Origin of the sequence: Segatella bryantii, from assembly GCF_022024215.1 — a bacterium.
GTDB lineage: Bacteria > Bacteroidota > Bacteroidia > Bacteroidales > Bacteroidaceae > Prevotella > Prevotella bryantii.
In genome coordinates this window covers 139100-152500 of record NZ_CP091797.1, presented here as the reverse complement: position 1 = coordinate 152500, position 13401 = coordinate 139100, and the positions used below count along the sequence as shown (strand labels likewise).

The 13401-nt window shown below is 40.0% G+C and carries 12 protein-coding genes and 1 rRNA gene (1 of these 13 running past the window's edge); 5 read left to right on the top strand and 8 right to left on the bottom strand.

From position 1 onward, the window contains the following. The 4 genes from L6471_RS00500 to L6471_RS00485 form a co-directional block, all read right to left on the bottom strand. Nucleotides 1-965, bottom strand: a 16S ribosomal RNA gene (locus L6471_RS00500) (it extends 565 nt beyond the left edge of the window). 203 nt (nucleotides 966-1168) lie between these two features. Continuing rightward, complete coding sequence (locus tag L6471_RS00495; protein ID WP_237797000.1) at nucleotides 1169-1555, bottom strand: hypothetical protein; 387 nt, start codon at nucleotides 1553-1555, stop codon at nucleotides 1169-1171. 783 nt (nucleotides 1556-2338) lie between these two features. Continuing rightward, the gene (locus L6471_RS00490; protein WP_094448641.1) at nucleotides 2339-3760 is read right to left on the bottom strand and encodes an alanine/glycine:cation symporter family protein; all 1422 of its coding nucleotides are present in this window, start codon (nucleotides 3758-3760) and stop codon (nucleotides 2339-2341) included. A 25-nt stretch (nucleotides 3761-3785) separates the two neighbouring features. Continuing rightward, entirely contained in the window at nucleotides 3786-4751 is a 966-nt protein-coding gene (locus L6471_RS00485) for a DMT family transporter (RefSeq protein WP_237796999.1), read from the bottom strand. Nucleotides 4752-4855: 104 nt separating this feature from the next. Here L6471_RS00485 and L6471_RS00480 point away from each other — a divergent pair, with 104 nt between their 5' ends. Continuing rightward, complete coding sequence (locus L6471_RS00480) at nucleotides 4856-5119, top strand: DUF6250 domain-containing protein (RefSeq protein ID WP_317221436.1); 264 nt, start codon at nucleotides 4856-4858, stop codon at nucleotides 5117-5119. A gap of 140 nt (nucleotides 5120-5259) precedes the next feature. On the opposite strand, the gene L6471_RS00475 is transcribed toward L6471_RS00480, so the two are convergent. Further along, nucleotides 5260-5391, bottom strand: a complete 132-nt coding sequence (locus L6471_RS00475; protein WP_237796998.1) for a DUF3307 domain-containing protein — start codon at nucleotides 5389-5391, stop codon at nucleotides 5260-5262. Beyond that, entirely contained in the window at nucleotides 5388-6032 is a 645-nt protein-coding gene (locus L6471_RS00470) for a hypothetical protein (protein WP_027453883.1), read from the bottom strand. Before L6471_RS00470 ends, L6471_RS00475 begins: the two co-directional genes overlap by 4 nt. Nucleotides 6033-6381: 349 nt before the next feature. Between L6471_RS00470 and L6471_RS00465 the strand changes: the two genes are divergently transcribed. The 3 genes from L6471_RS00465 to L6471_RS00455 are packed head-to-tail and all read left to right on the top strand — an operon-like array spanning nucleotide 6382 to nucleotide 8143. Continuing rightward, entirely contained in the window at nucleotides 6382-6966 is a 585-nt protein-coding gene (locus L6471_RS00465; protein WP_006282208.1) for a LemA family protein, read from the top strand. Nucleotides 6967-6969: 3 nt separating this feature from the next. Beyond that, nucleotides 6970-7407, top strand: a complete 438-nt coding sequence (locus L6471_RS00460; RefSeq protein WP_074550541.1) for a TPM domain-containing protein — start codon at nucleotides 6970-6972, stop codon at nucleotides 7405-7407. Next, on the top strand, nucleotides 7397-8143 hold the full coding sequence (locus L6471_RS00455) for a TPM domain-containing protein (RefSeq protein ID WP_237796997.1): 747 nt from the start codon (nucleotides 7397-7399) through the stop codon (nucleotides 8141-8143). Before L6471_RS00460 ends, L6471_RS00455 begins: the two co-directional genes overlap by 11 nt. A 114-nt stretch (nucleotides 8144-8257) precedes the next feature. On the opposite strand, the gene L6471_RS00450 is transcribed toward L6471_RS00455, so the two are convergent. Beyond that, nucleotides 8258-10228, bottom strand: coding sequence for a glycoside hydrolase family 97 protein (locus L6471_RS00450; protein WP_094448645.1), 1971 nt, complete (start codon nucleotides 10226-10228; stop codon nucleotides 8258-8260). A gap of 226 nt (nucleotides 10229-10454) precedes the next feature. Next, on the bottom strand, nucleotides 10455-12131 hold the full coding sequence (locus L6471_RS00445; RefSeq protein WP_027453886.1) for a glycoside hydrolase family 43 protein: 1677 nt from the start codon (nucleotides 12129-12131) through the stop codon (nucleotides 10455-10457). Between the two features lie 485 nt (nucleotides 12132-12616). Here L6471_RS00445 and L6471_RS00440 point away from each other — a divergent pair, with 485 nt between their 5' ends. After that, nucleotides 12617-13234, top strand: coding sequence for a porin family protein (locus L6471_RS00440; RefSeq protein ID WP_237796996.1), 618 nt, complete (start codon nucleotides 12617-12619; stop codon nucleotides 13232-13234). Nucleotides 13235-13401 lie beyond the last annotated feature (167 nt).

The following is a 13401-nucleotide window of genomic DNA, read 5'->3' as shown; positions in this document are numbered from 1 at the left end:
ATCATCGAATTAAACCACATGTTCCTCCGCTTGTGCGGGCCCCCGTCAATTCCTTTGAGTTTCACCGTTGCCGGCGTACTCCCCAGGTGGGATGCTTAACGCTTTCGCTTAGCCACTCACCCCGAAGGGCAAACAGCGGGCATCCATCGTTTACCGTGCGGACTACCAGGGTATCTAATCCTGTTCGATACCCGCACTTTCGAGCTTTAGCGTCAGTAACACTACAGCGAGCTGCCTTCGCAATTGGAGTTCTTCGTGATATCTAAGCATTTCACCGCTACACCACGAATTCCGCCCGCTTCCTGTGCACTCAAGTCTGACAGTTCGCGCTGCAGTGCCCAGGTTGAGCCCGGACATTTCACAACACGCTTACCAAACGGCCTGCGCTCCCTTTAAACCCAATAAATCCGGATAACGCCCGGACCTTCCGTATTACCGCGGCTGCTGGCACGGAATTAGCCGGTCCTTATTCGTAGGGTACATGCAAATAACCACACGTGGCTAACTTTATTCCCCTAAAAAAGCAGTTTACAACCCATAGGGCCGTCATCCTGCACGCTACTTGGCTGGTTCAGACTTCCGTCCATTGACCAATATTCCTCACTGCTGCCTCCCGTAGGAGTTTGGACCGTGTCTCAGTTCCAATGTGGGGGACCTTCCTCTCAGAACCCCTACTGATCGTCGGCTAGGTGGGCCGTTACCCCGCCTACTACCTAATCAGACGCATCCCCATCCATAAGCGATAAATCTTTATTCCATCTCAGATGTCCTCGACGGAAACCATAGGGCATTAATCTTACTTTCGCAAGGCTATTCCCTACTTATGGGCAGGTTGGATACGCGATACTCACCCGTGCGCCGGTCGTCATCAAAGAAAGCAAGCTTTCTTCATGTTACCCCTCGACTTGCATGTGTTAAGCCTGTAGCTAGCGTTCATCCTGAGCCAGGATCAAACTCTCCATTGTAAAATATCTTTGAATATCTAATTGAATAGATTATTTGTCTCTGTTTCAAGGACGCTTATCCTTTTATTGAAGTCGGTTTAAAGCCTGGACAAAAACTAAACTTGACGGTTCGTTTTTGTTACCCATTCACACATATTTATAATATGTGAACGCTTCTTGTACTACTTCTCTGTCTATGTAATCTTTTCAAAGAACTCTTTCTTTTAAGCCTCGTAACCAACGTTATTTGGCTGCTTCCGTTTGTTTGAAAGCGAGTGCAAAGGTATACAAAATATCCATAACCTCCAAATGTTTTCAAGAAAAAATTGCAAAAAACTACAATTTTGCGCATTCTTTGACAATGAAAGCTTGCTCCCGTGGACGTACACATTATAATATATATAAGGATAAAGGATTAAAGAAAAATCAGAAAAGACGAAAAAGGCGGTGGTAACAATCATTTTCTTGGCAAAAGGTTTGCTTAATCCCAATAATCTATCTATATTTGCAGCAACAGAATCCGCCACGCTTCCCTTAAGACCAGCGAACCAGGGCGGGTCTTTTGCTTTTATGACCACATTGAGATTATATACCAAGCAAGCGTTATCCATCGCTGACTAGATTGCTCTTTTGAAAAACAGAGGGCTTCAGATAGCTGACGAGTCTAAGGCAACAAAGTTCCTTGGCGAGGTCAGTTATTTTCGTTTACGACATGTACAACAAAAGAGGGGTTTTGAATTTTACGGACAATAACCCTCATGAGACTTGCGTATTTGAAATTGCAATGTAAGAATGCCTCAAATACGTGAATTTTGAAGAATTTTTGTATCTTCCTGAATATCAGCATATTACACATTCAACGTTTCTTTGGTTCAAGAAATGGGCGCCAAAACCCCAGCTCCTAGGGGTCGAAAGCTTAGGGTTGATGCGATAAGGTCATAGAGTTTAGCGAACAAAGTCTTAGGTTTCGACCCCTAGGAGCTGTGGTTTTGGCGGGAGAGAAAATCGAGGGGAAGAAAAAAGTCCAAACAGGCTGATCAAAAGTTGAATATTTTGAGCTAGATGACGATTTTTGAAAGCACTGTTTTTTGGCATTTTATTTGACAGTCAAACCATTACAAGCAGGAAAAAGTCAGAAGTAGTTCAATACGTATCACTGCAACAGGATTCTATGTCTCTGTAGCATTTGTACATCCTATCCAGAAACCCTCATAAGATTTGAAAAACAGGAAATAACTGAGTCTACTTAAAACACCAGTTTTGAGACCATATTCCACAATACATAAAAAAGCTTGATGCTTTCAATGCCTTATTCCTGAAGAGAATATGGCTTATTATCGAAATAAGCTTTAAACAAAACTTCTATAAAAATCTCCACCCTACTTATACGAGAACTAATCCCAACAACGAAGATCTTTCTCAATTTCTGGCATTTGAGAACGATGAAACTCAGGACTCTTGATGCCAGCCTTTTTTTGCTTGCGATAATCATCAAGTAGAAAAAAGACATGCTTGCCTAAACTGACGATAGCTACTAAATTGCATATCGTAACGAAGCCCATGAACAGATCACCTAAATTCCAGACAAGATCAAGACTTGCTATCGCTCCAAAAAACACCATCACTACAGCATTCATAATACGGGTGGCCAACAACCATTTTTTGTTTCGCGTAAGGAACCGAACGTTCATCTCGCCATACGTATAATTACCTATAATACTACTAAAGGCGAAAAGGAAAATGGCAACAGCTACAAAAGTAGGTCCAACAGAGCCTATTTCATGCTGCAGTGCACCTTGTGTGAGTTGGATGCCACTTAAATCGCCTTGATCATAGATTCCACTGATAATAATAATGAAAGCTGTACAACTACAGACCAATAGAGTATCAGTAAAGACGCCTAAAGCCTGTACCAAACCTTGCTTAACAGGATGCGAAACATCTGCAGAAGCAGCTATGTTTGGAGCACTACCCTCTCCCGCTTCATTAGAAAAAAGTCCACGCTTTATTCCATTCATCAGCATCACTCCAAAAGTTCCACCGGCAAACTGTTCAAATCCAAAAGCATTACTGACAATGACCTCGAAAACATGCGGAATAAGGCTGAAATTTGTCAGGATAATAAAGACTACTAGCAACACATAAAGCACAGCCATAACCGGTACAAGCACACTACTCACCTTCGCTATACGTTGGATTCCTCCGAATATACATGCTGTAGACAATACCACCAGGATGATACCCATAACGACAGGATCTACACCGAAAGCTTTATCCATTGCCCCTACAATAGTATTAGCCTGCACACTAATATACACCATACAGAAGGTTACTGTGATGAGCAAGGCAAAAATGCCCGCCATCCATTTAGAATGCATACCATAATACATATAATAAGCAGGTCCGCCAATATACGAATGGCGTCCACGACGCTTATATAATTGTGCCAAAGTCGATTCTACAAAAGCTGTAGCCGAACCGAGAAGAGCGATAATCCACATCCAAAAGACACTACCAGGACCACCAACGGCGATAGCAGACGCTACTCCTGCAAGATTACCTGTGCCCACACGCGAAGCAATACTAACTGCAAATGCCTGGAATGAAGATATATGTTCGCCTCCATCTTTTTGGGTTCCCTCACCCAACAATCTAACCATCTCTGGGAACATCGTAAACTGGAAACCTTTAGTCTTGAACGTAAACCACAAGGCACAAATCACAAGACCTCCTGTTAAAATATAAGTCCAAAGGAAATCGTTACAACTGATTATAATCTGGTTTAATAAGCTTTCAGCTGAAAATATACCGTTCATGTCTTTTGGGGTGTTTAGAATAAAATTAAAGAAAGTTGAAAACAACTACTCCTCCCAGCATAATAAGAATACCGAGAATAGCCTGCACAGATACTGTCTTTTTATCGGCCTGAAACAATCCATATTTGTCGATAACCAGACTCAATGCCATCTGCCCTAAGAGGGTTAGTACGCTGAGTGCACTTACACCTACGTGTGGTATAAGATAAGTACAGCCAAAAACGAAAATGGCTCCAAAGACACCACCAAGACGAATCCACCACGGATCTTGTCGTTGAAACCCTAAAACAGTTTGTCCAAGCGTATGAGTAATCAAACAAAGTATTCCTAAGAAAAGCGTTCCGGCGATAAACGAAATTAAGGAAGCATTTAGCGCACTAGACAAGCCGACTCCTAAACGACCATTAGCTACACTGTTCAACGTCAAAATGACACCTATCAATACTGCAGAGATTTGAGGAAGCCATTTATTTTTTTTCGAAACATTCTGTGATACTGTTTTCGTATCAACCTGAACCTTTTCACTTTGTTTAAAACGGCTACTAACCGGTTGATTTACAATAAGTAAAATACCAACAAAAACGAAGATAACACTCAATATATGTACCACACTAATACTGCATTGTGGCATATCAAACCAACCGAATTTATCAATAAAAAGACTAAAAACAAGCTGACCGAAAATGGGTAATACGATAGTCTGTACACTTCCGATGGTACGGAAGAGAAAAGTAATATAGGCAACATACATCGCACCGAAGAGTCCACCTGTCCAAGACCACCAAGGAATATCCGAAATATTTATCGAAGAAAAATTACCTAGTTCTCCCGTCCCTAAGGCAATAAAAGCCAAAAGGATAGTAGAAATGACAAACGAAATAAATGAAGCCACAAGAGCCGAACTTACAGAACGCTGAAGACGCGCATTAGTTGCTGTCTGTAAAGGAATGAATGTACCTAGAATAATAGTTAATAATACTAAAACAATCATAGAGTTATCTTACTTGTTAAAAATAGCAACTACAAAAGTACAAAAAAACAAGGAAAGCGCCAAAAAAGAGTATTCACAAAAAGAAGAATCATCTTTATAGATAAATAGTTTCCATCTTACAAACTGATGCCGAACTTCGTCCAGCAATCATCAAAGAATATACTGATCAAGATCACCTACTCAAGGCTAATCATTGGTATACCATCCGAATCGTGGTAAAACAAGATAGTACCGCAATCTATTTTGATGGCGAGAAGATAGCCGACTATCAAGGTAAAGATGCCCTCACATCGGGATGGTTTGGTATCCGTACTACACAAGCCCATCTACGTTTTACTTCATTCCAAATCCAAGAACACAACTTCTAATCGGCATCAAGTGCGTAAGTGTCAGATAGCTTATATATTCCTTGTATACCTGGTGTCTAGACCTCATCATCGCCGGAAACCAAAAACAGAAATATAAGAAATCCACTTATACCTACGCATAAGTGGATTACATTTTCGCCTTAAATCTTACCTTGTATAACAGCCAAGGCAAAAGCTCCTAATATCTTACCCTCACAGATACCATCTGTCTGCAAGAAGAAATCACCTACTGCATGAGCAACCAGTAATTTTACAAGAATCAAGATATTCATTCTTCGTTATATCTATTGATGAGTTTTTCAAAATGTTCCCAATATAAAGCAAGTAGCGGCTCAAGAGAAGTGATAAGTGTTTTGCTGATATTCTGTTGCGACTTCCCTATCCTTGCGGCTATTTCCAGCTGAGATAGCTCCAATGCATCTGTCATATATAATAACTGTGCTTGATTGACACTCAGTTTTGTTATGGTATAATCAACAAAACCTATACTGGCGGCAACTTCTTCATTGACCATATCCCATTTGGTAGAAATACACATACGAGCTTTATCTAGATTATCCAGTCCACGACCTGACAACCTGAACGCTTCGCCATCAGATACGACTATACTAGTACTGACATAGTCTATCTCGCCTATGCCAATAGATATACGGGCATCCCAGATGTTCTTCTCTCCCTGAGGAGTCTTAGAGATGAGATAGGATCTGATTAATGTAGCGACTTTCAACGAAACCTCTGGTCTTTCCATAACAATCTGGAAACTGTCGCCACGGTATATTTCCATTTTCATGGGACTAAACTTCTGTAGTTCCTCGCAAACCTGCTGAAGAGCTTTGAGTAATTCACCCCTTTTGTCCAGGCCAATAAACTCAGAGCGAACAATATCACCAGTAATGACTGCTTTATTCTTCATATTTATATGAATAGAATTGAATATGTGGAAAAGTTATAGATAATAATTTAAAAATACAACTTTTTACGGTTGTATCTTAAAAAACAACTAATTTTAGTTGTATTTACAAATACAAACATATTAAGTTGTATTATACGAATATCATTCAACAGGCGATATGCACCTGGGAAGACCATGTCTTACCTCTATCACCAGGCCAGACGATGATGTGGAAAATTCTTCTACACTCACCTGTTCGCTACACTCCTTAAAAAAGTAAAATAAATTTGGCACTTACTTCTTTTTTCTGTATTTTTGAATTCGAATTACTAAAATAATTATTTCGAATAACCAAAAGAAGAAAGTATATATGAAAAAAACTCTTATTATCATTTTAGCTGTTGTAGCCGTATTCGCTATCTGGGCTGTTAGTACTTATAACAGTTTAGTAGGTGAACAACAGAAAGTAGAAGAAGCATGGGCTCAAGTAGAAAACGTATACCAACGACGCGCTGACTTGATTCCAAATCTTGTAGAAACAGTAAAAGGGTATGCCAAGCATGAAAAGGAAACTCTGGAAGGCGTTATTCAGGCTCGCGCAAATGCCACAAGTGTAAAAGTAGACGCAAACACACTTGACGAGGCTTCTATGAAAAAATTTCAAGATGCACAGGGAGAACTCGGTTCTGCTTTAAGCCGACTGCTCGTTGTTCAGGAAAGATATCCTGACCTGAAAGCTAACGAGAATTTTAAAGAACTTCAAGCTCAATTAGAAGGTACCGAAAACCGTATCACTGTGGAGCGTAAGAACTTCAACGAAATAGCTCGTTCGTATAATACCTCTGTGAAAACTTTCCCTAAGAATATCTTTGCCGGCATGTTTGGTTTTCAAGCTAAACCATATTTCCAAGCACAGGCTGGTGCTGATAAAGCTCCAAAAGTTAGTTTCGACTAAGTCATGGCTCTCATCGATTTTCTTACTACCGACGAACAGCAACGTATCGTTAGTGCAATAACAGAAGCAGAGCGCCAAACCTCTGGCGAGATTTGTGTACATGTTACTCCACGCTGTTGGGGTAACGTTATGACGACAGCCCAGAAGAAATTTAATCAGTTAAAACTCTATGAGACTGAGCGTCGCAATGCTGTACTGATTTTTATTGCTTATAAATCTCACAAATTCGCAATACTAGGCGATCAAGGCATTAACGAACTTGTACCAGATGACTTCTGGAAAGACACCCTAACGTTGTTAGGCGAAAAATTGAAAGCAGGCGAAACTTGCAATGGATTATGTGAAACCATCCTACAAATTGGTAATAAACTAACCCATTATTTCCCTGCCATTAAAGATGATATCAACGAATTGAGCAATGAAATTACCTATGAAGATTAAATCTGCATTACTTACCCTCATGGTACTATTGGCTACCATAGGAACCTTTGCTCAGATTCCAGATAAACCGAACCCACCCAAACTGGTAAACGATTTTGCAGGAATCCTCCCTGATGCCAATATTATGGAAGATAGCCTGGAAGAATTTGCTAGAAAGACTAGCAATCAGATTGTTGTCGTTACCATAAATGATCTAGAAGGGCTAGACAAGGCAGATTTCGCCCAACAACTTGGACAGAAATGGGGCGTAGGTGGCAAAAAATATAATAATGGTATCGTCATTCTGATTAAAGCGAAAAACGAAACTAAAGGTGAGGCTTTCATCGCCACTGGATATGGTATGGAAGGAGCTTTGCCTGATGCCGTCTGCTATAAGGTAGTTAACCACGAAATGATACCTCATTTCAAAGAAAATAATTATAGTGAAGGTGTCTGGGCGGCGTTGCATATATTGATGCCTATTGCTAAAGGTGAAATCGACGTAAACAATTATGCAGAAAATGCCGACGATGATACTATCATCGGTATCATATTTATTTTTGTTCTCATCTTCCTTTTTATCCTCTATTGCTTCTTTGGTGACAAACATAGTGGTGGCAAAGGAGGCTCTGCTACATTCGGAGGATTTGGTGGAGGTTTCTACCACGGCAGTAGCGGTGGTAGCAGCGGATTCGGAGGATTTGGTGGATTTGGAGGCGGAAGTTTCGGCGGTGGTGGAGCCGGCGGAAGTTGGTAAAAACAAATCACCTCATTCCATAAAAAAAGACGACGGACGAGAATATCGCCTGTCGTCTTTTTTTATGGAATAAAGTGAGAAGTTACCAAACTAAAACTTCTCAAGAATAATATATTATTGCACGAGAACAAAACCACAGTTTTGTTTCATCTCGATAGTCAATGTTCCCTTTTTACCAACCTTAACCTGAGAAACATTTCCCAAATCTTCAGACAAAATATCAGTCACCTTCTTGGTCCATTTATCAGCATACAGAGTTGCCAGTCCTGCTTGAAGCATCGGTAAATGAAGAGTTAATCTAACAGGAGTCTTATTCGCATTTACACCAGCAATATACCAAGTATTGCCATGACGACGAGCTAAAATAACATACTTACCAGGATAACCATCAATAAACCTCACCTCATCCCAAGTAGTCGGTACTTTCTTCATAAAATCAATAGCCCATGCAGGAGCATCCTCAAGATTGTTAGGCGCCATGGCAAAATGCTGAACACTACTTTGGAAAAGTACGGCTGTAGCCAAAGCATAAACATCTGAAGTTCTACGGGTAGTACCCTTCTGGTTATCACGACTATAATGCTTATTGAGAGTACTTCCGCCAAAATCCATACTACCTACAGTGTTACGGATAAACGGATGGATGCAAGCATTAAAGGCTTCTGCATCGCAGGCGCCCTGCCCAAAGTGAAGATTCTCACTAGCCAAAACAGCCTCACTGGCTACATAATTAGGATACATACGCTCCCAGCCACGTGGCAGAGTACATCCATGGAAAATAACCATCAGACCATAATCATTGGCATCGCTCAAAATATCTTCATAAAGTTTCATCATCGGCTGTTTGTCACCACCAAAGAAATCTACCTTAATACCACGTATACCAATCTGGTGCATCCATTTCATCTCCTTCTTACGGGCTATCGTATTATTCATGATACCACGAGGCCCTTGAGGAGCATAGTTCCACGCTCCATTAGAGTTATACCAAAGATAAATACCCACACCTTTGGCAGCACCATATCGGGCAAGTTCTGCAATTTTATCTCTTCCTATCTGTGTATCCCAAAGAGCATCGATAAGAACCGATTTATATCCCATAGCCGCTGCAAAATCTATATATCGCTTCTGTTCATCATAGCGAGTATAACCATCCATCTGGATAATCCAGCTCCAAGTACCAGCCCCATAAATATAAGGTTGAGATGCTTCATATTTCGGTTGCACCAAATCATAAGGAACAGTAGTTTCAACGATAGGTGCAAGCGTTTTGCCAAGAGTAAGCGTGCGCCACGGAGTATTACCAGGAAGGGCAATAGCTACGGAGGTACTTCCCTGTCCATTCATCTCAGCTGCCTGTGGAAAACCTATACTATAAGTACCATCTTTATGGCCCATGAGTCGACTTCCTACATAATTTGCATCTACACCCGTCTCAGAAACCAGTACCCAACCGGCATTACCCTCTCGGAAAAGACATGGGAAAGTATATCCTTGTCCCCATCCATTTTTACCCAACTGATCATCCATAGTATACGAAGTTTCGTAACTTGGCGATGTACCGGCAAAACCATGCATCGGCTCAGCCTGTGGACAAAGGAAAGTCGTGGTATTTGACGGAAATTTAAAACTGCTCGCCTCGCTTGTTATCACTCCTGAGTTTTTATCCCCCTGAGGATATACACGATAACAATAAGCAACGTCACGATTGCTCACACGAAACACAATATCAAAAACCTTATTACCATGTTGAGTACAAGTTGCTGTAAGCTCATTGGCTTCATAGTCTACACGGCTGCATTTTATCGTTTGAAGTTCATAATGATCCGTCACCTTCTTCACTTGATATTCTTCAGTCAAAGCAAGCTGATCAGTATAATCACCCAAATCCATCTTCAGACCTAGACGCGAAGGAAGGATAAAAGTATACTGATCAAGATTGACTTGATAGTTCAGTAGACCAGCGTCATCACTCAATGTAACGGCGATTTGTCCATTAGGACTCTTCACTTGGATTTCACGAGCCTGCATCTGGAGACTCGCAAAAAGCGAAGAGGCAAGCAGTAATTTTTGAAAGATTTTCATTGCTTTTGGTTTTATTATTGGTTATGATTACTCATCATTCTCTAAAAAAAGTGTACTCTCCGAAGAAAGCACACTTATCCGTTATAAATTAAATAGGATTATTGCCTTTTTGTAGGAGAGAAAGACAATAAAGAATTAAGGTTATTAGGTCTCCCCCCTCTCACGAGGGGGAAGAGATTGATATAGGAATATTTATTTCACATTTAATATCTTATTTACTAGGCTATTATTTCACGGCATAAAGTCCGATTACCGCACCAATGAAACCACCACTCTGGTGTGTACTCAAATTAACAGCATCGACACCCTTAGCTAAGAGCTGGTAATCAGCATTACCCTCTGCATAATAGAAATCATAGTAACGACCGTTACCTACCACCTTGAGACGAAGAGGTTCGTTACCAGCAGCATGTACACCTGTCAATTCCGTAGAAGCTATAACCGCATTACCACGTTCAGCTCTTTCAAGAACAAGTACCGGTTTACCAGCACGAAGAGTTTTGACAAACACGAAGTTATGATCCTCTTTCTGCATCAATACCAAACCAGCCTGTGTTTTTTCACTTGTAGGAGCGAAACGAACAGTAGTCTCAGCAGTAAAGTTAGTATGCTGCTGACGAGTAAAGATTACAGAAGGACTCTCCTTTTCATTAATCTTAGCATGTTTTGGAGAAATCACCAATCCCTCGGCAGAGGTTTTCCAGAAGGCAGAAGGATTACGAAGGAACATCCAACGCTGATTTAAGCTTTCACCATCAAACTTATCTTCATAGCTGAAATTACCAGAGAATTCTCCCTGATTCTTCATTCCTGCACTCAGTTTTTCCTGCCACTTCGTCATCTTGCTGACAGCAGGAATTGCAGTATTCTTAGGCTGAATAATAGGCCAACCATTTTTCCAGGTTACAGGCAAAAGATAAGTATCACGACCTGTATTATAGAAGTCATCCTGATATGGGCGACAGCCGAGGAATACAGCCCACCAATCACCTTCCTTACTCTGCACAATATCTGCATGACCGGCACTGGTTACGATATCAGGACGGTTAGGATCAAGACCTGTACGCTGAGTCAATATAGGGTTATCAGGACATTCCTCCCAAGGACCCTTTGGACTCTTGGCACGGAAGATTACTTCAGAATGCCAATCACAGGTACCACCTTCAGCACACATCAGATAATAATATTTGCCAACACGGAAAAGATGTGGACCCTCTATCCAAATCGGATTTTTCTGAACGTGGGTACCACCACGAACAATCTCTGTAAAATCGCCCTTAATGCTATCACCCTTCACATCAAACTCGAAAAGACGAATAGCACGCTGACCCTCATATTCCTGTTTACCTGTTACAGGACCATTATGAACAATATAGCCTTTACCATCCTTATCAAAGAAGAAACTTGGGTCAATACCATTTACCTTAGGAAGATAAATCGGGTCACTCCATCCCTTCTCAGGATCCTTACTCTTTACGAAGAAGTTACCTGCGCCCACATTTGTGGTAATCATATAAAAAGTTTTATTCTTCTCATTATAAGAAATCGCTGGAGCAAAAATACCACCTGAAATATTTTGGCGAGTCAAAGGCAACTGAGATTCACGATTGAGAACATATCCAGCCGGTTTCCAATGAATCAAATCCTTACTCGTACTCAATGGTACACCAGGATAAAAACTAAAAGAAGAGTTAACCAAATAATAGGTATCACCCTTACGGCATAAAGATGGATCTGGATAAAAACCAGCCAATACCGGATTATAATATTCTTTACTGGTGTCGATATTTTTAGCAAAACGACTTTCGTTACCAGTATACTTAAAATTCTGGAAAACAGCATCCTGAGCAAAACTACTTACACTCAAAGAAGCCATAACGAGAAGAGATAATATAGGTTTCATATCGATAAAAATTGTTTTTCGTTATTTTCAATTATTTTAATATTGTTTTCTGCAAAATTAGAGCATTTTAAACAAAATAACTTTAGATTTTGTATCAAAGAGTTTATCAAAGATTACATCAAACAAAAAAAATAAAAGTACATTTTGTCATATATATCAAGAAGTTTACGAAATGATACATCAAACAAAATAATTCTTAAGCAAGAATAAAAATTCTACCTGGTGAAAAACAAAAAAGAACAGTGCTTGTAAAAAAACATTTCCATCAACATAATAATAATAACTTACATTATACACCAACGACAGATATTCGATTTTTCTGTAAATAGCTTCTCAAATTACATTCAAAGGCTTCTTTTGAAAGATTTTTAGGAAGATGTAAGAATTGTAAGATAGATTGAGTATAATTCGGGATTTTTTTTATACATTTGCATACGAATATAACCATTTAGTATCGTAATAAAACTTATTAAATACACACTAAAATGAAAAAAATCTTTTTAGCAGCTCTCACAGCTGTTCTGACATTAAATGCTTCAGCACAAAACAATGTAACATTTGGTATCCGCGCAGGTTTGAACATTGCCAACATTACTACAAGTGGTTCTCAAACTAACGCAAGTATAAATCTAGGTAGTCGAGTAGGATTCCACATAGGTGCTATAGCAGATATCCCTGTAGCAGAGAATTTCTACATCCAGCCAGGCTTATTCTTCTCACAAAAAGGCTTCAGCACAGATGCAACAAACCAAAGTTCAGCAGAAGGTAAACCACTTTATCTTGAAGTTCCAGTTCTGGCCTCTTATCGTATCAAAGCCTCTGATGAAGTCAATATTTCACTCGAAGCAGGTCCATACTTAGCTTACGGCCTAGGCGGTTCAGGAACCTTGTCTAGTGGCAATCAAACTGCAAGCGGAGATTACTTTGATGACGATACCAATCGTTTCGATGCAGGTCTTAAAATTGGTGCAGGTGTAACTTTCAGCCAGCATTACTACGTAGGCATGGCATATGAATGGGGTTTCGTAAACCTATTAAAGGATTACGACAATATTTCTCTCAAAAATAAGAACTTAATGATTTCTTTGGGGTATAACTTCTAAAACTTAGATATGATTTTAACGCCTCCTAATCAAACAAGGTTAGGAGGCAATCATAATATTTTTTACTTATACTCTGTCCGTTATATAGTCGTGCACCATAATCATACATTTCAAGACCATACATCGAATCATACTCCTTGCCTTTTTCGGTCTGGACGATTCGATGA